This window comes from Nostoc sp. (assembly GCF_036919595.1).
Classification (GTDB): Bacteria; Cyanobacteriota; Cyanobacteriia; order Cyanobacteriales; family Nostocaceae; genus Nostoc.
Genome location: NZ_JBALCO010000143.1, coordinates 1 through 23,221, shown reverse-complemented (window position 1 = coordinate 23,221; position 23,221 = coordinate 1). Strand labels below are relative to the sequence as shown.

Annotated in this window: 18 protein-coding genes; 10 read left to right on the top strand and 8 right to left on the bottom strand. The window is 42.5% G+C overall.

What is annotated here, in order from left to right; all coding sequences use genetic code 11:
* Nucleotides 1-109: 109 nt before the first annotated feature.
* The 3 genes from ybeY to prfB all read right to left on the bottom strand — a co-directional run bounded on the left by ybeY (nt 110) and on the right by prfB (nt 2,340).
* Nucleotides 110-637, bottom strand: a complete 528-nt coding sequence (gene ybeY, locus V7K21_RS21825) for an rRNA maturation RNase YbeY (protein WP_335177312.1) — start codon at nt 635-637, stop codon at nt 110-112.
* A gap of 39 nt (nt 638-676) precedes the next feature.
* Nucleotides 677-832 (bottom strand): DUF3285 domain-containing protein, encoded by a 156-nt coding sequence (locus V7K21_RS21820; protein WP_104904774.1) that lies wholly within the window; start codon nt 830-832, stop codon nt 677-679.
* Nucleotides 833-1,217: 385 nt separating this feature from the next.
* A protein-coding gene (gene prfB / locus V7K21_RS21815) for a peptide chain release factor 2 (RefSeq protein ID WP_335177308.1) occupies nt 1,218-2,340 on the bottom strand; the annotation gives its coding sequence in 2 pieces (ribosomal slippage) (nt 1,218-2,267 and nt 2,269-2,340; 1,122 coding nt in all).
* Nucleotides 2,341-3,110: 770 nt separating this feature from the next.
* Here prfB and V7K21_RS21810 point away from each other — a divergent pair.
* Nucleotides 3,111-3,755, top strand: coding sequence for a hypothetical protein (locus V7K21_RS21810; protein WP_335177307.1), 645 nt, complete (start codon nt 3,111-3,113; stop codon nt 3,753-3,755).
* Nucleotides 3,756-4,294: 539 nt separating this feature from the next.
* Here the strand turns inward: V7K21_RS21810 and V7K21_RS21805 are convergent.
* Nucleotides 4,295-5,023 carry a Bax inhibitor-1/YccA family protein gene (locus tag V7K21_RS21805; protein ID WP_335177306.1) on the bottom strand — a complete coding sequence of 243 codons (729 nt, stop codon included), beginning with the start codon at nt 5,021-5,023 and terminating at the stop codon, nt 4,295-4,297.
* Between the two features lie 337 nt (nt 5,024-5,360).
* On the opposite strand from V7K21_RS21805, the gene V7K21_RS21800 reads away from it, so the two are divergent.
* Nucleotides 5,361-6,155, top strand: coding sequence for an RNA polymerase sigma factor SigF (locus V7K21_RS21800; protein ID WP_335177305.1), 795 nt, complete (start codon nt 5,361-5,363; stop codon nt 6,153-6,155).
* A gap of 51 nt (nt 6,156-6,206) precedes the next feature.
* On the opposite strand, the gene bchD is transcribed toward V7K21_RS21800, so the two are convergent.
* A complete protein-coding gene (bchD, locus tag V7K21_RS21795) occupies nt 6,207-8,231 on the bottom strand; it encodes a magnesium chelatase ATPase subunit D (protein ID WP_335177304.1) in 2,025 nt (674 codons plus the stop codon).
* Between the two features lie 220 nt (nt 8,232-8,451).
* Here bchD and V7K21_RS21790 point away from each other — a divergent pair, with 220 nt between their 5' ends.
* The gene (locus tag V7K21_RS21790) at nt 8,452-9,060 is read left to right on the top strand and encodes a hypothetical protein (protein WP_335177303.1); all 609 of its coding nucleotides are present in this window, start codon (nt 8,452-8,454) and stop codon (nt 9,058-9,060) included.
* A gap of 149 nt (nt 9,061-9,209) precedes the next feature.
* On the opposite strand, the gene tftA is transcribed toward V7K21_RS21790, so the two are convergent.
* Nucleotides 9,210-10,562, bottom strand: a complete 1,353-nt coding sequence (gene tftA, locus V7K21_RS21785; protein WP_335177302.1) for a hormogonium tapered terminus morphoprotein TftA — start codon at nt 10,560-10,562, stop codon at nt 9,210-9,212.
* 141 nt (nt 10,563-10,703) lie between these two features.
* Between tftA and dnaG the strand changes: the two genes are divergently transcribed.
* On the top strand, nt 10,704-12,689 hold the full coding sequence (dnaG, locus tag V7K21_RS21780) for a DNA primase (protein ID WP_335177301.1): 1,986 nt from the start codon (nt 10,704-10,706) through the stop codon (nt 12,687-12,689).
* Nucleotides 12,690-12,916: 227 nt separating this feature from the next.
* On the opposite strand, the gene V7K21_RS21775 is transcribed toward dnaG, so the two are convergent.
* On the bottom strand, nt 12,917-14,260 hold the full coding sequence (locus tag V7K21_RS21775) for a DEAD/DEAH box helicase (protein WP_335177300.1): 1,344 nt from the start codon (nt 14,258-14,260) through the stop codon (nt 12,917-12,919).
* A 209-nt stretch (nt 14,261-14,469) separates the two neighbouring features.
* On the opposite strand from V7K21_RS21775, the gene infC reads away from it, so the two are divergent.
* Nucleotides 14,470-14,985, top strand: a complete 516-nt coding sequence (gene infC / locus V7K21_RS21770) for a translation initiation factor IF-3 (protein ID WP_335177299.1) — start codon at nt 14,470-14,472, stop codon at nt 14,983-14,985.
* 367 nt (nt 14,986-15,352) lie between these two features.
* Here the strand turns inward: infC and V7K21_RS21765 are convergent, their stop codons facing one another.
* On the bottom strand, nt 15,353-15,970 hold the full coding sequence (locus V7K21_RS21765) for a TetR/AcrR family transcriptional regulator (RefSeq protein ID WP_335177298.1): 618 nt from the start codon (nt 15,968-15,970) through the stop codon (nt 15,353-15,355).
* A gap of 375 nt (nt 15,971-16,345) precedes the next feature.
* Here V7K21_RS21765 and V7K21_RS21760 point away from each other — a divergent pair, with 375 nt between their 5' ends.
* From V7K21_RS21760 to V7K21_RS21740, 5 genes are all read left to right on the top strand, one after another.
* Nucleotides 16,346-17,653, top strand: a complete 1,308-nt coding sequence (locus V7K21_RS21760; RefSeq protein ID WP_335177297.1) for an ABC exporter membrane fusion protein — start codon at nt 16,346-16,348, stop codon at nt 17,651-17,653.
* On the top strand, nt 17,650-18,825 hold the full coding sequence (devC, locus tag V7K21_RS21755; RefSeq protein WP_335177296.1) for an ABC transporter permease DevC: 1,176 nt from the start codon (nt 17,650-17,652) through the stop codon (nt 18,823-18,825). The genes V7K21_RS21760 and devC overlap by 4 nt, the downstream gene beginning before the upstream one ends.
* A 73-nt stretch (nt 18,826-18,898) precedes the next feature.
* Complete coding sequence (locus tag V7K21_RS21750) at nt 18,899-19,597, top strand: DevA family ABC transporter ATP-binding protein (RefSeq protein ID WP_335177295.1); 699 nt, start codon at nt 18,899-18,901, stop codon at nt 19,595-19,597.
* A 151-nt stretch (nt 19,598-19,748) separates the two neighbouring features.
* On the top strand, nt 19,749-21,278 hold the full coding sequence (locus V7K21_RS21745; RefSeq protein WP_335177294.1) for a YifB family Mg chelatase-like AAA ATPase: 1,530 nt from the start codon (nt 19,749-19,751) through the stop codon (nt 21,276-21,278).
* A 248-nt stretch (nt 21,279-21,526) separates the two neighbouring features.
* Nucleotides 21,527-23,146, top strand: coding sequence for an AAA-like domain-containing protein (locus V7K21_RS21740; RefSeq protein WP_335177293.1), 1,620 nt, complete (start codon nt 21,527-21,529; stop codon nt 23,144-23,146).
* Nucleotides 23,147-23,221 lie beyond the last annotated feature (75 nt).

Below are 23,221 nucleotides of genomic sequence, written 5' to 3'. Positions count from 1 at the left end.
GCCGATCTTAATGGTGCAATTAACTTTGAGACAATTTTTAAGCAATTTTGCACAGAAGTATTATAAAAGTATTACCCAAAATTAACACTAAGGGATACATGAGCTTCTGCTATCCCATGTCAATAGCAATACCTATTGCGTTCAGCAATCTCACTTGCTGTTCTAACATTCGCCCCAAACTTTCTTCATCAGGATGATCCCAGCCTAACAGGTGCAATAAACCGTGAGCAGCTAACCATGCTAACTCAGTTGGTAAGCTATGTTCCTGCTGTTGAGCTTGACGTTGTGCTGTATCTACAGACACAATAATATCACCTAAATACAATGGTACAGAGGCAAGCATTTCTTCGCTTTGAGGAAAATCCACCTCCAAAGCAGCAAAGGCTAAAACGTCTGTCGGCTTATTTTGTTGTCGATACTGAGCATTCAGTTCTTGTATTTGCGAGTCATCTGTCAAACGCAGCCCAATTTCATAATTTGGCGCTGGTGGAATATGAGGGTGAAGTATTTCTAACCAGCGATTAAACCAATTTTCCCAAGTTTCAGGAGGAATTCGGGCATAAGTGTCACCAATCCTTACAGATGTTGTCGGGGACAACTCGTAAAAATACTCTTCCACGTATAGTTCAACTCTCAGAGGCACACAGTCTCCTAGTCTGAGGTTTACAGTTTGTCGTTAGTGAGTTAGATAAGCAAGACCGACAAGGAGAGCTAAAAGCCCTACGGCAGTCAATGCAAAGTGCTTCAGAGAAGTTCCACCCTTCCGCACCATGTTTCGCATGGCAAGTTTTACGTAGCTAGGTTGAGGTTCTGTTGAAGGAGAGTTGCTCATATTTATTTGCCTACAGACTCTTTTATAACTGTAACAGTTGGTCTAGGATAGAATCGCGATCGCCTGTATATTGCTGAGGAATTTCTCTGAAACCGCCCCAATAATAGATGGTGCTATGCGATGTCTACGACGGGCTATGACGCTCGTTCGCCTTTGGCGTCTCCCCTTGGGAGAAGACTCGCTAACGCTTCGCTATCGGCGTCGCGCCAATCTAAAATACGAGAAAATAAATCATCGGTACTAAATAATAGTAAAAAAATCACTTAGTACACTGTTGCGGAAGTTTACCTACCTTTAACAAGGGAATTTTTCCCCAAATCTTGTTAATTGAGATAGTAACTATATTTACACACCCGCTGTACTAGTACTTATTACTAATCCTAAATTATACCGGAGTGTTTTCTTCTAATTTATTTTCTTGGCGCAGATAAGCTTGGATGAATGTATCAAGTTCACCATTCATCACATCTATAATCGCATTCGTTTCTGTATTTGTACGTAAATCTTTCACCATTTGGTAAGGGTGAAACACATAGTTACGGATTTGGTTACCCCAGGAGGCTTCCACCATATCGCCACGAATTTCGGCAATTTCTTGGGCCCGTTGCTCCTTGGCTATGACCAACAGCTTTGCTTTGAGGCGATTTAAGGCTTTCTCTTTATTTTGCAGTTGCGATCGTTCTTCTGTACAGCGCACGGCAAGACCCGTGGGAAGGTGAACAACCCGTACCGCCGTTTCTACCTTGTTGACGTTCTGCCCACCTTTCCCACCAGAGCGAGTTGTGGTAATTTCCAAATCCTTGTCTGGAATGTCCAACTGCACAGAGTTATCAATCTGTGGCATCACTTCCACCCCTGCAAAACTGGTTTGTCGCTTGCCGTTAGCATTAAAAGGTGAAATTCGCACTAAACGATGTGTACCCATCTCCGATCGCAAGTAACCATAGGCATAGCGACCAGTAATTTCTAGTGTTGCCGATTTAATTCCGGCTTCATCACCCTCCGACTCTTCAGCTAAAGTTACCTTATAGCCATGAGCTTCGCCCCAACGGGTATACATCCGCATTAGCATAAATGCCCAGTCTTGAGCATCTGTACCACCAGCGCCAGCACTGATTGTCAGTACAGCACCTTCAACATCATAGGGGCCAGAAAGTAACTGTTGTAACTCCCACTGGTCAAGGTCACGATTCAGCTTGGTGATGGTAGATTCTGCTTCTTGCAGTAGTGCCTCATCAGTTTCTAACTCCAACAGCTCAACAACTGCCTTAGTATCTTCCAGATTGGCTTGCCACTGATCATACTGCTGGAGGTGGGCTTTAATATCGTTGAGTTCTTGTAGCGTTTGTTGGGCTTGGGTTTGGTCATTCCAAAATTCTGGTTGTGCTGATATTTTTTCGAGGTCTTGAATTTTGGCTGTCAGTGCAGGTACGTCAAAGATAGTCCTGGGTTTTACCCAGGCGGCCAGACAACATTTCGATTTCGCGTTTGAGTTCTAAGACTTCCATAGTGCTTGCTTTAATTGATCGATAGAGCGCTTTGGATTGGGAAATTGCTCTTTATTGTACTTATATTTACGCGATGTGCAACTTAATATTCTAACCTGACTTCTATTCTTCTCTCCTAAAAAGAGAGAATCTTTGAATTTTCCCCCTTCCCTATGAGGAAAGGGGGTTGGGGATTAGGTTTGAGTACAAAGTTGCACACGGCGTTATATTTATTAATTTTAGCTGTATTTGAGCAAATTCTCTCTGTACTACTTAATATAAGTTACAAAAATTACTTGGAATTATTAAGTGCTTCTTTGGTCACTGAACTTGGATTTTTCACCAGGATTTTCCAAAGGCTTATGAAACCTAAATTAACGGTAGATAAGGCGTTCAACACTCTGTCAAAATTTTTTGTCGGTCAAAAACGCCTGAAATATAGTTAGGATAAATGTTGTCAGGAGTGCGATCGCTCAATCAATTAACTCCCTCAATCTTTTGATAGTACTTTTTTACTATATTGAATAGGCAAATTATCCAGTACTAATAAAAAATTGACAAGTTTATCAAAAGATTATTCATTGCAATCGCAGCTTACATCCTATACATTTTAAAACTATAGGAAATATTTCCGTTAACTTTTTAGTTTCACAACATTTGAATTGTCCTTTATATCAGATAAATTATAAAATTCATAAGAATTAAGATACTTGTATAAATATTTTATATTTAATAAAATTGAATATTAAGTTTTTGTAAAGCTCAATAAGTTTTGAAATTGGAAGTTTTAAATGGTACTCCGTTTACTCAACATATGGTTGTTTCCACTAGTTTTAATTTCAATTAATATTTGTTTAGATGCAGCGATAGCAACAGCACAAACCATATATCCATTTACTGGCAACTATCGCACTACTGTTAACATTCAGCCAATCTCAGGCAATGTTTCACAGGTATCTGAGATAGGTGTGAGTGATGATGCTCCATATAATTTAGGACGATACGACGGTCTGACATACTCAGTGATTGATGCCAAAGGAAATCTCACTTTTAATAACAATCCACAAGTATTTGGCGTCCAAGGTTTTCCATTAGGCTATATCGTTTTTGGTAGCGGTACTAACAAGTTGTTTGGAACTAGTGATGCCAGTGCTGAAGTTAATTTTGATAATCTGACAGCAAAAGGTTCTGGCATCGTAAATATCACTGGCGGTGAGGGCATATTCAAAAACGCTACAAGCACACTATTGTTCTCCGAAGAGGACACTGTTAATCTGGGATCAATTATTACTTTGAATGGTCTGGCTTCAGTAAAGGGTTCTATCGAGGTGTTCCAGGAAGTCCCAGAACCCACAACTATGACGCCACTGATTAGTATAGGTTTAGCTGGAATCAGCTTTTTTGTGCGTCGACGCCACCGTCGGTTCGCTGGGTGAATTTATGGAGCAATAAATGCATATATAGGACTTGCGACGATTGATCTATATTAAAAAATTGTTGTCTAGTTCAGAATACCTTCGCCAAAAAAAGTTTATGAAGAGATCAGACCGATGTATTAAAGTTGTTGTCTTCCCAAATTCCAATACTTCCAGAGCAGCCTTAATATCTTCTAAAATAGAGTACCATCGCTGATATTGTTCCTGTCTGTTGAATATGAGATATGCGATTTTTTTAATTGTCTGATGAGCAGTAGTTGGATTTTCTCAAAAAGTTGCTTTAGGAACTAGCTGATTTAGGTGTGAATTCTTACAGTAAAATATGGAAGGTCAAAGACAGTCCACTGGTTGACCCAGGATATTCAACAACCTTTCTACTCCACTTTTGATATTTAAGAGTTCAAGCATAGTTTTACTCACTTAAAGCTTAACTTATCTACATATTCTACTGGTAAACAGATAAAAAAACCGTGGTTGCTGAAAATTTCACCACGGTTTTTGCTTTATAAAACTTTACTACTGTTAGTGCCTACAGGTAATTAATCGCGGCCATTAATGGCAATTAGCAACCGCAAGATAAAGACGAACAAGTTGATGTAAGTGAGGTACATCGACAAAGCAGCAGGTAGATACTGGTTATCACTGTAAGTACGGGGCAAGATGTAGAAATCGACAACAGAAACCCCAACAAACAAAAACACTCCCAAACCGGAGATGGCGATTTCTAACCAATTAGGCGTGTAGACACCAAACATGGCAAACCCGAATTGGGCTAGACACACAACCACCAAGGCAATGACGCCGAGATTGATGGTTTTCGTCAAAGCCATGCCGTCTTGTTCAGAGAGATTTGAACCGATTTGACGGGCAGCAATAAAGGTGACGCCACAACCGAGGGCAGCCAACCCAATGCCTTGAATGCCAACACCTTGGGATTTCAAGGCGACAAATATTAAGCCACTGAGGGTATATCCAGATAATAGGCTATAGGTTGCTAAGAGGGGTAATGCAAGACCCTTATTACCTTTTTGGGCAACATTTTGGGCAACAAAGAACAAAATTAACTCCAAAATCACCGCACCAATGAAGGTGGGAAAGAATATTCCGGGGTTAGTACGGATAACTCCCAAACCGCCGTAGGTTCCTAATGCCGTTAGCACTAATCCACCGCCGACGTAGGGGAGGGCGTTGGCAATCACATTTGGGCCAACGAGGGCGTGAGATTTAGCCTCACGGATAGCTTCACGAAAATTACTGGTATTGCTCATATTGAAAAACTGTTTTTTAGGAAAACGTTCTGCTTATTCCTATTCTTACCAAGATTTAGGGCGATAAACCAGGAAGGGGTTATCCAAGGTAGGAGACAAATAAACAAAAAAGATCATGTAGGGTTGAAATTTTTATCTAAAACACAAACATAACCTGCAACAAAGAGGTGAGCAAAATCATGCGTATAAATACTGAATTATGGAGTACAGTCGCTCACAAGTTCAGTGAAACGACGATAGCTTATTTAGCCTTGACTAAGGAAAATAATGACAGCTTAAAAGAAAATATACGCAGCTCCCTTTTCTCAAGAATAGGAGTCATAACAAAGGAATGTATATGGCAACAAGTGAGTCCTCTTTACGAACTGATGGTATAGAATTATTACACTTGTACCACCAGAATCCTTCTATTAAACTTCGTAATCAACTTGTACAGTTACATACTGGCTTAGTGCGGAAGATGGCTCATAAATTCAGCCATCAATGTAATGAACCTTATGAAGATTTAGAACAAATCGGTTATTTTGGTTTGATTAGGGCAATTGAGCGCTTCGACCCTAGCCAAGGATATGCTTTTAGTTCCTTTGCTGTGCCATATATTCGTGGTGAGATGCTGCACTTTTTGCGCGATCGCAGCACTCTATTAAAAATTCCCCGTCGTTGGCAAGAACTGTACAATGAAGGGCAAAAGATTCGTAAGGACTTGTCAATGTCTTTGGGTCGTGCGCCCAAGGATGCTGAAATTGCCAGTCAACTTCGAGTATCTCTGCAAGAATGGCAAGAAACCAAGTTAGCTGCTCAAAACCGTATGCCTTTAAGTTTAGATGCGACCGCAGTTAACTATATTGATTGCCAAATAACCTTGGGTGAGGCACTTCCTTGTCCTCGTTCTCATGTTCTCCTGCAAGAAGAAGAAGAACGGCAACAACTTCAAGGTGCAATAAATATGTTAGAAGAAAAGCCCCGCATGGCAGTTGAAATGGTATTTTTGAAGGAACTTTCTCGCAAGGATGCTGCTAAGAATATTGGCACCAGTCCGATGACGGTAACGCGGTATTTGCAAAAGGGAATTCAGGATTTGATTTACTATTTGCAACCACAGGTAATGCCGACTGGATCTTCATGTCATTAGTAAATGGTCAGTGGTTACTAGAAAAGCAGCTGACAAATGACTAATAACTAATTATCGAGATTTTAAATCAGCGATCGCACCTTTAGTCATAGCAGCAATAGCTTGATCTGTCGCTTTCGGCAAATGATAATATTTACCACCTGCTGTTTGGGATAATTCCTTAGCAAAGCCAGTGGACACAAATTTACTTTCCGTATCAATTACTAATAGTTGCATCCCCAAAGCACGGATTCTGGCAGCAATTTCTAATAATTCCCCTTTGATATCCGGCTTTTCTCCTGGTTCTAGTTGTTCACCTAAGGAACGCGCTAAGGGAATATTACCCCGCCCATCGGTGATTGCTACAAGCACAACTTGCCCAATATCTCCACTCATCTGGGCATTTAAGCCGACGCGCACAGCTTGGGTTAAACCATGCGCTAAGGGTGAACCCCCACCACAGGGCAACCTTTCTAAGCGGTTACGCGCCAAAGCAATGGAACGTGTTGGAGGTAATAACACCTCCGCCTGTTCTCCCCGGAAGGGAATCAATGCTATTTGGTCACGGTTTTGATAAGCTTCTGTTAACAGTTGCATCACCGCACCTTTAGCCGATTGCATTCGGTTCAGGGCCATTGAGCCAGAAGCATCTACCACAAACACTACCAACGCCCCTGCTTTGCGTACCAGGCGTTTCGAGCGAATATCAGCCTGTTCTACAATAACTTTTCTATCTGGGTGTCTTTCTCTTCGGGCTTTTTGATAAGGAGCCGCAGCTCTCAGGGTGGCATCTACTGCGATGCGTCGCGCTTTCCCCTTGGGCAACATTGGCTTAATGTAGCGTCCTCTGTCATCGGAAAAGATGACACTGCGACTACCAGATTTACCTTGCCGCTTCGCCATTTGAGTAAAGTAAAGCACGCTGTCATCAAGGATTACCCCTTCTGGATCAAAAATGAATTCTTCCGGGATGCTAGGGGGTTCTTGCTCTTGATTTTCTTCCTGTTCTTGTTCTTCTTGTTCCTCTTCTGACTCGTCTGGGGGTTCTTCTTGATTTTGTGGTGGGGGTGGAGGCGGTGGTGGTGGTTGTTCGGGTGGCGGTGTCTGCATAATTGTGGCTCGTGGTACAATCACCAGTTCTACAGCACGGCGCAAATCTTCGGCATTAACTGTTGTCCGTCCCTCCAAAGCCGCAGCAGCTTTGGCTACCCGCGTGGCGAATAACTCGGCGCGATGTCCCTGAACTCCTCCGCGAATAGACTCATCCACTAAGTAGGCAATTTGTTCATGGGTGATGGTTACTTCTTTCAACCATTCCCGTGCCAAAATGATTTGGGTTTTGAGGGAGTCTAAATCTTCGTTGTACTGTTGGAGGAAGTCTTGAGGAGATTGAGAATAGGCGATCGCAACCTCTACTGCTGCTACTCTTTGATCTAAGCCGAGTACACCGTCAGCAGAGAGTGCGATCGCAATTCTATCTAGCAAATGCTCCCGTAATCCGCCTTCTTCTGGGTTGTAGGTGGCAATAAACAGGGATTTACACGGATGCTGAAAACTAATTCCTTCCCGTTCAATCTGGTTGCGTCCCTCAGATAATACTGTTAACAGCTGATTTGATATTTGGTCATCTAATAAATTAATTTCATCTACGTACAAAACACCTCGGTTTGCTGTAGCGAGTAACCCCGGCTGAAAAATAGTATCACCTTGTTTTACCGACTTTTCAACATCCACTGAACCTAATAATCGGTCTTCTGTGATACCTAAAGGAATTTGTAAAAAAGGCGCTGGGATAATTTCGACGGGAACATCTTGAATGTCTTTGCCTGCGGATGCCAATAGTTGATCATCCCATTCTTCTGGGTGATTGGGGTCACAGTTGCTGATTGAACCTTTGACAACTTCAATGGGCGGTAGTAGAGCGTGGATAGCACGAGCCATCACAGATTTTGCCGTACCGCGACGACCTGCGATCGCTACTCCCCCCAAACTAGGATCAACAGCTGCTAACAACAAGGCTAATTTAATTGCTTCTTGACCGACTACGGCACTCAAGGGAAAGGCAGTGATCGTGGGATTGATAGTAGGCGCAGGCATTGTTTGCTTTCATAGCGAGTCTCGGCCTTTAGCATACCAATTTCTGGCACATTTAGAATATAAGAGCGATGTTTAATGACAAACCGCTACGCGTCTACGCTATTTCCTTTGGGAGGAAGATTTATGAGTATTGCTCAGGCTAAACGCTTCACACTGGATTATCTAAACTTTGTTATATGAATAATATATGATTCAGTCATAAGGCAAAGGAGTAAGTTTTATGGCTTATAGTGATTTTAAACTTATTGAAATTATTGATTCTTTTGGTTTAGTTATCCACGAGTCATCTGGATTATTTGCAAGTGTACAGGAGCAAGAGTGTAGTGATTTATTATCTATCCTTCTTAAGGAAAATGTTGATTTAGCGGTAGCAATAAGTACAGAAAAAGCTCGAAGTGAAATGATAATTAGTCCAATTTTATTAGAAATTAGACGTAAATTTAATTATGAAATAAGTTTGTTTTCTGGAGTTGATTTTACTGTTGATAGCCAACGGGGGCTAAATGGCTTTTGTGATTTTATTTTGAGTCTTTCTTCGGAGCAGTTGCTTGTGCGTAGTCCGGTGATTGTTTTAGTAGAAAGTAAAAATGAGAATTTAAGGTTTGGTTTAGCGCAATGTATTGCCGAAATGGTAGCTGCCCAGTTTTTTAATGAGAGAGCTGAAAATCAAATTAAAGCTATATATGGTGGTGTTACTATCGGTACTATCTGGCAATTTCTAAAACTTGAAGGTAATCTAGTTTCGATTGATTTGAGTGAATATTATATTAAGGATATTAAGAAAATTTTAGGTATTTTGTATAGTGCGATCGCGCAAAGTAAGCCATAAATTATTTATTAACTATATTAGAATTTTTATCACTAACTTACTTAAACTTTGGTAAATTGCATAATGAATCTGTGCTGCATCCCCATAATCTACAAAACTAGAGGTGAAAGCTAACACCCTAAAAATTGCTATAACAAGTGACTCAATACTCAAAGAAGTCCTGCTGATTCATATAATCGTTTGAGCATTGCTGAAATTTTTGTACCATAATCTAAATCTGCTGACCACCGCCCTGATAGCTGATCAATTAATGGCGCAATCCCGCGTGTGACAAAGCGAAACCGTGGATCTACTACTTCTTGTACCAAAGGTTCTAAACTAGCGTAAGCTTTCAAATGTTGGATGTGTGCCCTCACCCCAATTCTGGCACTTGCAAAAGATGCAGCCTCCGAACCACCACCGATCGCACCTAAGCCGGCAAAGTTATTTTGCTCAGGTTTAATATCACCACCAAACCGTAAAAATCCAGTTTCTACACACATTTGGCAAAAAGCAATATCATAGTTTACTCCCTCTATACTGGCTTCTTCCCGATAAAGTTTTGGGATGTCAGGAAACTTTACCAAAGCATTTTCATTATTGTTTCTAAGAAATAATTGTAACTGGACTTCGGAAGTATTACCGTTCGACATCACCCGCGAAAATTGACCAGGGCAAACCACCAAATTTGATCGCAAGCTGACAGTACGAGTTGCAGCATCCCAACTGACTGCAACATTAAAATCTCGCAGTTCGACCGCTTTGACATAAACTACTTTGTGATAGGTAATCCGATTGACATTAGCTGCTTTTGAAAGGTCAATCCGCAGAAGGTCTACTAAATCAATGGGAATGTAAGCATTACCATTAACTAAAACTCCTTGCTCTGAGTAATTTTGCCCATTAATATTGATATTAATTGCTGGATAATTTGATTCTGCCGGAGTTCCAGGAGTGGGGTCAATCACACGACTCCAAGTTACTAGTCCATCGGCAATTCCCAGAGCAAAATCGCGGCGGCGAGTTTGCAGTAAAGCCCGATCCTCTGGATTGCTGAGAAACCCCACTTGCATCACCAAAGCTGGAAGCGTTGTCTGGCGACAGAATGTTAAACGACCCAATCCACTATCTGTATCTGGCTTGACTCCCCGATTCGGTAATTGGGGTACCCGACGCAATAACCCCACTAGCAACTGTTCAGCATTGCTTCTGCGATCGCTATTATTAGCAATATAGAAGACGCTAGCCCCACGCACAGAAGGGCTGTTAGCCGCATCAGATTCAATTTCTAGGGCGATATCACCCCGGCGGCCACGGGAATTGATCCAAGTGATAGTTTGAGCGGCACTCAAGTCATCAGGGACTGCTAAAATTTCCAAATTCCGCGCTCTTAGTTCCGTGACAATCAAATCCCGGAGCAGAATCATTTCTTTAGCTTCAGTTGTACCACCTGCGATCGCACCTGGATCGATTCCTCTAGCTTCTTTGCCTCCATGAGCCGCTGATATAAAAATACGTCCCATTTTCAGTATTTCCTCTGATCCAATTAAGTGTAAACAATTCTATACATTATTTTTGGTCTAACAACAAGAATATAATAGCTATCAGTTGGGAAATGTACCGCAATGTTAATTACCAACCCATGACTTCATAAATAGACTAGAATGCAAATTCCCCGCTTGCACCCAGACACAATTGAGGAAGTTAAACTACGGGCTGATATTGTAGATGTCGTCTCTGAGTACGTAGTTTTACGCAAACGTGGAAAAGATTTTGTCGGTTTGTGCCCCTTCCATGACGAGAAATCTCCCAGTTTCACAGTTAGCCAGACCAAGCAAATGTACTATTGCTTTGGCTGTCAAGCTGGGGGAAATGCCATTAAGTTTGTCATGGAGTTGGGAAAGCGTTCTTTTGCTGACGTGGTGCTGGATTTAGCACGACGTTACCAAGTACCTGTGCAAACACTCTTACCCGAACAACGCCAAGAATTACAGCGTCAGATCTCTTTGCGTGAGCAGTTGTATGAAGTTCTGGCAACGTCTGCACAGTTTTATCAACACGCCCTTAGACAATCACAAGGGCAAAAGGCAATTCAATATTTGCAATCTAATCGTCAACTTAAAGAAGAAACAATACAGCAATTTGGTTTAGGTTATGCTCCCGCAGGTTGGGAAACTCTCTATCGCTATCTAGTGGAAGATAAACGTTTGCCCGTGCAGATACTGGAAAAAGCGGGCTTGATTAAGCCACGCTCTTCCGGGGGCGGTTATTATGATGTATTTCGCGATCGCTTGATGATTCCCATTTGTGATGTCCAAGGGCGCGTCATTGCCTTTGGTGGGAGAACCCTCACGGATGACGACACTTGCTTCAATGGGGGGAACCCCCACAACGCAGTGTCTCAGCAACCTAAATATCTGAATTCACCAGAAACCGAACTTTTTAGTAAAGGTAAAACATTATTTGCCCTCGATCAAGCCAAAGGTGGGATTTCTCAACTCGATCAAGCAGTGGTGGTAGAGGGATATTTTGATGCGATCGCTCTCCATGCTGCTGGTATTAATAACGCCGTCGCCTCACTCGGTACAGCTTTAAGCTTAGAACAAGTGCGGTTAATATTACGCTACACCGAATCGAAACAATTAGTACTCAACTTTGATGCTGATAAAGCCGGAACTAATGCAGCCGAACGGGCGATCGGTGAAATTGCCGAATTAGCATACAAAGGCGAAGTTCAGCTAAAAATTCTCAATTTACCCGATGGTAAAGATGCTGATGAATACTTGTATAGCCACACATCAGAAGATTATGGAGAATTGCTAAAAAATGCGCCACTTTGGCTAGACTGGCAGATTCAGCAAATTATTCAAGACCGCGACTTGAGACAGGCTACTGATTTTCAGCAAGTAACTCAGCAATTAGTCAAATTACTTAAAAATATAGCTAATAGCGATACACGCAACTATTATGTTTCCTACTGTGCAGAAATACTCAGCTTGGGAGAAACCAGACTTATACCTCTACGAGTCGAAAATCTGCTAACTCAAATTGCTCCCCCTGCGGCTACATACACTAAGCCTGTATCAGCGAAGAAAGCATGGGGAGGTAGCAAAACCCACTCCCCACTTCCTAGTGAACGCAGTCTTTTAGAACACGCAGAAGCCTTATTATTGCGAATTTACTTGCATTGTCCTGAACAGCGTCAAGCGATTAGTGACGAACTAGAAGAACGAGATTTGCAATTTAGTCTTTCTCACCACCGATTTTTATGGCAACAGATTTTAGAAATTTCATCTGGTGATGGAGAGACGAGAAATTTTTCGTTTCCACCAGATTTAATTTCCCGCCTGCAAGACCAGTTCTTAGAATTTGGCAGCGAGATGGGGTTAATTTCCCATTTATTTCATGTAAATGAAAAAAATCAGAAAGAAATACTTCGGACTCCGCAAGTGGTTCAAGCTGCGATCGCTTGTATGGATTTAGTGATGCTTGAAAAACGCTATCGCCACTTTTTGGAACTATGGCAACAAACCGATCCAGAAGCTGAACCAGAGCGGTATCAATCTTATTATCAGGCTTTCTACGCTGAAAAAATTAAGCTTCAGAAAATAGACCGACAACGGTTATTTTCGATCACAGAATTGTTGTAGACTCGCACTCACCCACAACCCAATACTGCTCGGTTAATGAAAAAAGTAGGCTCAAACCCTTGAAATATTAGACCTCTTGCAAAAGTCTATCCCCTTTTCCATATCCCGTGAAAAGTCAGGTTGAGCGACAGCATTTGCTTGTTGAGCATGGGAGAAAATTCAAAGGCTTTCTCCTCTTAGGAGAGAGGAATGGAAGTGAGGTTTTCCATTTAAATACTTAACAAAGATTAGCGATCGCGTTTAGCAGAACGGCGCGATGCAGACGAACGAGCACCAGACTTATCGCCATTCGTGGCAGGTGGTGCTACCTTACGTTTAACCGATGTCTGTGGTGACGGTTTAGCAGTACGGTTCAGACGCTTATCACCTTGGGGTTTTGGTCTGTGTTGGCGTCCATTTGGGATTGGTTCGGGGTTGGTATCAGGGTTGGGCCCAAAGCCAGCAACCACTTCCTTCGGCAAGCGCTGCTCGATCAGTTTTTCAATATCTACCAATAGAGGGTATTCATCGACACACACCAGCGATACGGCTTCACCTGACGCGCCAGCACGACCAGTCCGCCCAATGCGATGAACATAATCTTCCGGTACATTGGGCAGATCGAAGTTGACTACATGGGGCAGTTCGCTGATATCAAGACCCCTAGCAGCAATGTCCGTCGCCACCAATACTTGTAGGCTGCCATTCTTGAACTTTGCCAGAGCATTGGTACGCACCGGCTGGCTCTTATTACCGTGGATTGCCAAGGCTTGAATGCGGTCTTCAGCCAGCTGTTTAACCAAACGGTCAGCGCCATACTTAGTGCGAGTGAACACTAACACTTGATACCAATTATCTCGCCGAATCAGGTGAGCAAGTAATTGGCGTTTTTTGTCACGGTCTACCTGGTAAACTTTCTGGGCGATCGTGTCGGCAGTAACGTTGCGGCGTGCTACCTCAATCATCGTCGGGTTATTAAGCAGTCCGGCGGCCAGTGCCTTAATTTTGTCCGAGAAAGTAGCGAAGAATAGTAAATTTTGTCGTTTTTTGGGCAATAGTGAGAGGATGCGGCGGATATCATGAATAAAGCCCATGTCCAGCATCCGATCTGCTTCATCTAGCACCAAAACCTCAATATGCGACAGGTTAAGCGTGCCCTGCTGTACATGGTCTAGCAGTCGCCCTGGAGTAGCGACTAGAATATCGACTCGATTCTTCAAACGCTGTTTTTGCAGATTTATACCGACTCCGCCGAACATCACCATCGAGTTTAGCTGCAAGTATTTGCCGTACTCACGCACGCTTTCTTCCACCTGTGCGGCGAGTTCACGAGTTGGGGTAAGAATCAGCGCCCGGATCGGCCGATAGCCATTAGATGTACCTTTAATGCTCTTGTCAGACGACAACCGATGTAGGAGCGGCAGGGTAAAACTAGCGGTCTTTCCAGTGCCAGTTTGTGCCCCAGCTAGCAAATCGCTACCCGACAAGACGGCAGGAATCGCCTGGATCTGAATTGGCGTGGGTTCGGTGTACCCTCGTTCAGTAACGGCACGGATAATTTCATTGGACAAGCCGAGAGTAGAAAAAGACATAAAACTCCAAAAATAACATCGGCCTGTCGCCAATGGCGGCGTCAGTCTTAGGCGGACGGATAAAAAATCATTGAAAGGCTGGATGGGCAGTAGCGCAAAGACTGAGAGCGAGTGCCGCCGCTCTGCATTCTAACAGATTACAGTCCATTGTGTCCTTAAAGTTGCTCTAATTCAGTGGTGTGTTAAATTAGCATTACTTGCAAAATAATGTGTTAAACAATTGGGAGAAATTCATTATCGCAATCCAAAAGCAACTGATTAATTCACAAATCAAGTCACCTCATGTCTTCTTGATTGACCATGAGAATAACAATCGTGGTCTGATCGACACCAATGAGGCGCTACAGTTAGCCGAGAGCTTAGAGCTTGATTTGGTTGTGGTCTCTCAAGGCAAAGAGGCTCCAATCGCTAAGATTCTTAACTATGGCAAGCTTCAATATCAAAAGAAAAAACGTCAAAGCCAGAGTGCTAGACCCACGGTAAAGGAAGTTCGGTTCGGTCTAAACGTGGGTATAGCTGATTACAATTTACGCATTCAGAAAGCAGTTGAATGGTTGAGTAAAGGCGATTCAGTGAAGTTTGCTATTCGTTTACGAGGCCGAGAACATCAATATCGTGACCAAGCTGGAGAACTGCTAGACAGAATTGCAAATGATCTCAGTCAAGTAGGTAAAATCCAGTCGCTGGATAAACGCTCACTAATTGTTCAAGTGATTCCTGCCTAGTTAATCTTGCAATGGCTGGAGGATGTATTTGTAGCAGCCTTTGACAACAAGAGGCAAGGGAGAAAAAGGATTTTCGGTACGAGCCGCCACCATTAGGGGCGGAATCTTCTGATATTTGACTGCTGTTCTGCCCCACCCCCTTGTGGGCAGTCTTCTTTCTCCCCTACCCCCTGCCTCTAATTAACACTCCCACGGCTATGATAAACACGGCCTTAGCTGGTTTTAACGTAAAGCCGTGGGATTTTAGGCTCAACGGTAAGGAACGAAAAAAGCCGGAGTAAGACTGTAGCTTTTCTCGACAAAACAGTCAACTGTTACTCAAGGTGAATTTGACCTTCCGACCGAATAAGCGCCGGGAGATAGCTAATCAATCGGCGCATTTAGCGATTAAGTGTGTCAAGGCATCAATCAAGCGATCGCTTTCCATCGGAATAATATCTTTGCCATGCATAATCTCCTGAGCAATCACTAAATGCACTATTGACCCCATTAAAATCCATACCATTGCCTCTGGATCAGGAATATTGAGTTCCTGGCGAGAAGCCAGGTATTGACTGATAATCTCGCTCCCAGGTTTAGCGATACAATTGAGGAAAACCTGAGATAACTCCGGAAAACGAGCAGACTCCCCAATCAGCACTCGCTGAAATCCCTGAAATTCTTTGTCATTGAGCATCTGTGTCAAGGCTTTTGTTAACAACTCCCGCAGCACGATATGAGGTTCTCCCTCAAGAGGTTGTGTGCCAAAAACTGACTCAAACCGCTTTCGTGCTAGTTGCTCCATTAATGCTTTAAAAAGTCCTTCTTTATCGTGAAAGTGGCTGTAAACTGTCGCTTTAGAAACGCCTGCTCCTACCGCTACCCGATCCATGCTTGCACCAGTATAGCCATGTGCCAAAAACTCTTGCATCGCCCCTTGTAAAATTTTTTCGACTTTATCGCTTGAACCCTCCCGCTCAACTTCGTTAATTTTTATGTGGGTCATTTTTTAATTATCCTGTGCTGTGGAACCATCTTAAAAATAATTCAAATTAAAATTCAAAATCCTCTCGCCTTTGCAATCAATCTCAATAAGAGAATTGCTCTAAAATAAATTTTTCTTTCCTTAGGCTTCATCCTTTCATTAGCTTTTTCCAACTCTCTATGAGGCTGTATATTATGCCCATAGCCTAGAAGCTTTGGACTAGACTTACCAAGCCTGCCTTTGCAGGCTAATTATATGCATCTTTAGATAGATTTGGTATGTAAGACAAATTAGTAACAACTTTAGCTACGCGATATTGACTAAACTACTCCATTTAGTTTAGTATTTTAAAACTAGACGGTTTAGTTTTATCGTCCGCTAGTTAAGATGGGTGCTATGGAGCAAAACTTAAAGCTAGATGAATCGCGGTCTTCCCAAAATATCTTCAGATTGCCTGTTTTGTTAGCAATGCTGATATCTTTTTTGCTAGGTGCATTAAGTGTTTATACGATACAAAAGTCCCAGGGCACAGCTAAAAAAGCGCAAGAAACATCAGCATCACCCAAGGCAGTGGTAAAAACAGTAACAGCGTTGGGGCGGTTGGAACCGAAAGGAGAGGTAATAAAACTTTCTGCACCTACCTCGAATGAAGGGAATCGTGTTGAACAACTGTTGGTTAAGGAGGGGGATAGGGTGAGATTTGGGCAGGTAATTGCGGTTATGGACAGTCGCGATCGCTTACAAGGAAGTTTGCGTGAAGCACAAAAACAAGTCCAAGTAGCCAAATTCCGTCTTGCCCAAGTAAGAGCAGGAGCGAAACAGGGAGAAATTGGGGCGCGGCAAGCCTCTGTGAGCCGTATACAAGCTGAACTAGAGGGAGATATCAAAACTCAGCAAGCCACAATTAATCGCCTAGAAGCGGAACTAGAGGGTCAAAAACAGCAGTTAAAAGCAACAGTGGCTCGCTTAACAGCCGAGAAAGGTAATGCCCAAGCTGACGCCCAACGCTACGAAACTTTATACAAACAAGGAGCAATTTCCAGTCAGGAAGTTGATCGGAGACGCTTGAGTGCAGAAACTTCCACCCAGCAGTTGCTGGAAAGCCAAGCTACCCAGAGAACAACTATCACCACTCTAGAACAGCAAATTAATGAGGCAAAAGCCAACCAGAACAAAACTTTAGCCACCCTGCAACAGCAAATTAATGAGGCAAAAGCCACGCTGAACCAAACTGCTGAAGTGCGTCCAACAGATGTAGCAACCGCACAAGCAGAAATAGACAGCGCTCAAGCCACCGCCGATAAAATTCAAGCAGAACTGGCACAGGCATACGTTCTGGCTCCTAAACCTGGTCGAATTTTGGAGATTAATACGCGATCGGGAGAAACTGTTGGTAATGAAGGAATTGTGGATTTAGGTCAAACCGACCAAATGTATACGGTAGCAGAAGTTTACCAAAGTGATATCAAGAAAGTGCGTCCGGGGCAACGAGTGCGAATCAGTAGCGATTCCCTACCTCATGAATTATTGGGAAGGGTAGATTGGATTGGTATGCAGATAAAGCGGCAGAATGTCATTAATGCTGACCCCTCTAGCAATATTGATGCCAGAGTAGTGGAAGTGCATGTGCAACTGAATCGGCTATCGAGTCTAGAAGCTACTAGCTTAACTAATCTGCAAGTGAAGGCGGTGATTGAACTGTGATTGGATTTATCCAGCAACTTCGGCGGCGGACGCCTTTAGGATGGCTGCAATTGAGTCATGAAAAAGGGCGTTTTTTAGTGGCATTGTCAGGCATTGCCTTTGCCGATGTTCTCATGTTCATGCAGCTAGGGTTTCAGAATGCCCTGTTTGACAGTAACACCAGGCTACATGCCAGTATGCAGGGAGACATCATGTTAGTTAGTCCCCAAGCTCGTAACCTGGCAAATATGTCTACATTTCCTCGGCGGCGACTGTACCAGGCAATGGATATACCGGGAGTGAAGTCAGCCGAAGCAATGTATCTCAACTTTCTCGATTGGAAAAATCCCCAAACGCACCGGGAAACAGCGGTACTAGTTATAGGGTTCAATCCTGACAAGCAACTTTTTGACTTACCGGAAGTTAACCGCCACTTGGACGTAATTAAGTTACCCGATACCGTCTTGTTCGACAGTGCTTCTAGAGGAGATTATACAGAAGTAATCGCCCAAATTGAACAGGGTAAACCCGTTACAACCGAAATAGAACGACGCACAATTACTATTAATGGCTTATTTAAGGTTGGAGCTTCTTTTATCGCAGATGGTAGCTTGATTACCAGCGATCAGAACTTTTTGCGATTATTTCCCAGACAACAGGCAAGCAGTGTAAGTTTAGGTTTGATTCAGCTACAACCAGGCTATGACCCAAAGCAAGTGGCAAACACCTTGAAATCTTACCTGGGTAAGGATGTCAAAGTTTTTACCCACGATGAATTTATCGCCTTTGAGAGAGACTATTGGCAGAAAAACACCGCCATCGGGTTTATTTTCAGTCTAGGTGTAACGATGGGGTTTTTGGTAGGGGTAATTATCGTCTATCAAGTTCTTTCTACTGATGTGAATGCCCATATGAAGGAATATGCCACCTTCAAAGCAATGGGTTATAACAATCTTTACCTACTAAGTGTGGTGTTTGAAGAGGCAGTAATTCTGGCAGTACTGGGCTTTATCCCAGGAGCAATTGTGCCCTTGGGACTCTACCATATGACTCGTAATGCTACGAATTTACCTGTATATATGACCTTAGCACGAGCCTTGACAGTGTTAGTGCTGACTATGATTATGTGTTTAATTTCAGGTGCGATCGCTACTCGTAAATTACAGTCCGCTGATCCCGCAGATATGTTTTAAAAAATGGGCATAGGGCATTGGGATAATTAACAATTCCCAATCTAAAATCCAAAATATAAAATATAAAATTGTTATGCTTCCTGTTATCTCTATCAAAAATCTTGACCACTACTTCGGTCATGGTCAACTTCGTAAGCAAGTTCTCTTTGATATCAATCTAGATATTAACGCCGGCGAAATTATTATTATGACTGGGCCTTCTGGTTCTGGTAAAACTACACTTCTCACTTTAGTCGGCGGCTTACGTTCTGCCCAATCTGGTAGTTTGCAGATATTGGAACAAGAACTGTGTGGCGCTAAAAAAACACAACTTACCCAAGCGCGACGCAATAACGGTTATATTTTCCAAGCTCACAATTTGCACGGTAGCCTGACAGCACTCCAGAACGTCAGAATGGGCTTGGAAGTGCATAATAATATTTCGCCGGCAGAAATGAAAATCCGGTCAGCCCTAATGTTAGAGGAGGTAGGATTAGGAGAGCGCCTCAATTATTATCCTGATGATTTATCTGGGGGACAAAAACAAAGAGTTGCGATCGCTCGTGCTTTAGTTGGTCGTCCTAAAATTGTCTTAGCGGATGAACCTACCGCTGCCCTTGACAGTAAATCGGGACGAGATGTGGTCAACTTGATGCAAACACTAGCTAAAGAACAGGATTGTACCATTCTCTTGGTTACTCACGACAATCGGATTTTAGATATTGCCGATCGCATCGTCTATATGGAAGATGGGAAGTTAGTAAATGACTGTGCTGTTGTTGCAGTTAGTTAGACTGGTTCTTTTCAAAATGTTTTATTAACAAGAAAATAGTCATAAAGTGCTATTTAACTATTTTGAGCGGAAAATCGTCTGTGTAGTTTCACTAATGCCAATATAGCAACTCATCTGCTAGAGATTTGAAAGGTTTACTGTTATATAATAAATGCTTGCCAGAGTCTGGAGTGCATCAATTGTGGGCATCGATGCCGTCAAAGTAGGCGTGGAAGTCGATGTGTCAGGGGGATTACCGGGAATTGTTGTCTTGGGACTGCCAGATTCAGCGATTCAAGAATCAAGAGAAAGAGTCAAAGCAACGCTGAAGAATGCAGGTTTCGCCTTTCCCATGCGAAAAATTGTGATCAATTTAACTCCGGCAGATTTACGGAAAGAAGGCCCTTGTTTCGATTTGCCTATTAGTGTGGGAATTTTGGCGGCTTCTGAGCAAGTTAGCGCTGATTTATTGGGGGATTATCTATTCTTGGGCGAAGTCTCTCTAGATGGCAGTTTGCGTCCGGTGGCTGGTGTCTTACCGATCGCAGCAGCAGCCCAAAAAATGGGAATTGCAGGTTTAGTTCTCCCTGCTGATAATGCTCAAGAAGCGGCTGTGGTTCAAGACTTGGCTGTTTACGGCTGCAAACATCTGTCTGAGGTAGTGGATTTTTTAAATAATCCGGGGCGTTACAAACCTGTGCAGATCGGTGGCACAACGGAGATAGCAACAGTATCCTACCCTGGCGCAGATTTGCATGATGTGAAAGGACAAGCTCATGCGCGTCGTGCCTTAGAAATTGCTGCTGCTGGTGGGCATAATTTAATTTTTGTCGGGCCGCCTGGTAGTGGGAAAACTATGTTAGCACGGCGCTTACCAGGAATTTTGCCGCCCCTGAGTTTTGCCGAATCTTTAGAAGTGACTCGCATCCATTCGGTGGCTGGTTTATTGAAAAATCGCGGTTCATTGGTACGCGATCGCCCTTTTCGCAGCCCCCACCACTCAGCATCCGGGCCTTCTCTTGTGGGTGGCGGTAGCTTCCCTCGTCCTGGGGAAATTTCATTATCTCACAGAGGTGTGCTGTTTCTGGATGAGTTGACAGAATTTAAACGTGATGTTTTAGAATTTCTGCGTCAGCCTCTGGAGGATGGCTACGTCACGATTTCCCGCACCAAACTATCGGTAACGTTTCCCGCGCAGTTTACTTTGGTAGCGAGTACCAATCCCTGTCCATGCGGTTACTATGGCGATACCATCCAACAATGTACTTGTTCTCCCCGCCAACGCGAGCAATATTGGGCAAAACTTTCTGGGCCGTTGATGGATCGAATTGACTTACAAGTTGCGGTGAATCGCTTGAAACCAGAAGAAATTACCCAACAACTTACGGGAGAAGCATCAATATCAGTGCTACAACGAGTGCAACAAGCAAGTGATCGCGCCATTACCCGCTTCCAAGGAGAACCAAATCTGCGTTGCAATGCCCATATGCAAAGTAGTCATCTTCAAAAATGGTGCAAGCTAGATGATGCTAGTCGCAGTTTATTAGAAGTAGCAATTAGAAAATTAGGTTTATCGGCAAGAGCGAGCGATCGCATTCTCAAAGTAGGGCGGACTATTGCAGATTTAGCCGGAGACGATGAGCTCAAAATCAATCATGTAGCGGAAGCGATTCAATATCGCACAATCGATAGAATGCAGTAGCACCTCTAAGACGCAGGAGAGATTAGCTGAGCAATACGCTTGAGGATTTGCAAAACGGCGTACAGTTCTCTCGTGGATGCAAACTTCGATCTACTGACTGTAGCTTATAAACCTGCAATATGCTGTATATTAAATGTAGCGACCTACACTTATTCAGATTTAGCTATCTTTTTAATCATTTACAAACAGCTTCTCAGCCGTATATTGTATCTTAATTGACAAAAACCTGGCTATTACCCATATAGCGTATGACTATGAATTCGCCTGTTCCCCAAGATTATCAATATCAATTTGGTGGTAGTCTTCCTGCTAATGCGCTCACATACGTTAGACGCAAAGCTGATGCAGATTTGTATCAGGCTTTGAAAGCTGGAGAGTTTTGTTTTGTTCTTAACTCTCGACAGATGGGAAAATCCAGCTTGCGTGTTCGTACAATGCAGAGGTTACAGGCTGAGGAAATTACTTGTGTATCTATTGATTTGACAGAAATTGGCACATCAGGGCTAAGTGCTGAACAATGGTATGCTGGAATTATTGATATTATTGCTAATAGTTTAAATTTAGATGAACAGTTTGATTTAGATGCGCTATGGTCAGAAAATTCCCGATTTTCTAATGTGCATATTTTTGGAAAATTTATTGATCAAGTACTACAATTAATCTCCACGCAGATTGTTATTTTTATTGATGAAATTGATAGTATTCTCAGCTTAGATTTTCCGGTTGATGATTTCTTTGCCCTAATTCGTGCTTTTTTTAATCAAAGAGTTGATAATCCTGAATATCAACACATTACTTTTGTGCTTTTGGGTGTCGCTACTCCTTCCGATTTAATTCAAGATAAAAAGCGCACTCCTTTTAATATTGGACAAGGAATTGAATTAACCGGATTTTACCTTGATGAGGCTTTCCCTTTAGCAACCGGATTTTCTGCCCAAACTCACAATCCTCAAGCGGTACTAAAAGCGATTTTAGACTGGACGGGAGGACAGCCGTTTTTAACTCAGAAAATCTGTCAATTTGTCTCTCAAACTGAAACTGTAATTCCTGCTGGAGAAGAAGCTGATTTTGTAAAGAATTTAGTTAGAAGTCGTGTGATTGAGAATTGGGAATATCAGGATGAACCGGAACATTTTAGAACAATTCGGGACAGGATTTTAAAAAGAGATGAGCAGAAGGCAGTATATTTATTAGATTTATATCAATTAGTATGGTATTCAGGAGGAATTGATATTGATAATAGTATCGAACAGAGTGATTTGCAATTGGCTGGAATAGTTGTCAACAAGGGGAGTAAATTAAAGATTTACAATCAGATTTATCAAAATATTTTTGATAATTTATGGATTGAGAAAAGTTTAGCGAATTTGCGTCCTTATGCTGAGAATTATCGTCAGTGGTTATTATCAATAAAACAGGATGATTGGTTATTGCGGGGAAATGCTTTAGTAGAAGCTGAAACTTGGAAACAGGATAAAAATTTAAGTTTTCAAGATGAAGAATTTTTAGCAGCTAGTCGTAAAAAAGAGCGAGAAGAGGAATTAGCAAAAATAGAAAAACAGGCAGAATTAGAAAGAGAAAGGAAAGAAAAGGAAGCTGCAGAAAGGGCTAGATTAATTGAAGAAAAAGCTAAACAAGAAGTCGAAAGGCAATTAGTATTAGCAGAAGAAGCGAAGCAAATTGAAGCGGAAGCTAAACAAGAAGCAGAAAGTCAACTAGCGACTGCTAGGAAAAGAATTGTTGTAGGAATAGTTATCACATTTTTTTTAGGAATAGGCGCACTCTTTTTTGGAATATTAGTATCTATAGAGAATCAAAAAGCAACAGAAGCTACTCAAAAAGTTAAAGGTACGCCTTATGTGAATTAAGCCACAGGATGCTGTTCAAAAGTAAGAACATCAATACCAAAACGCTGGCGCAGAAAAATACGCAGAGTATGACTG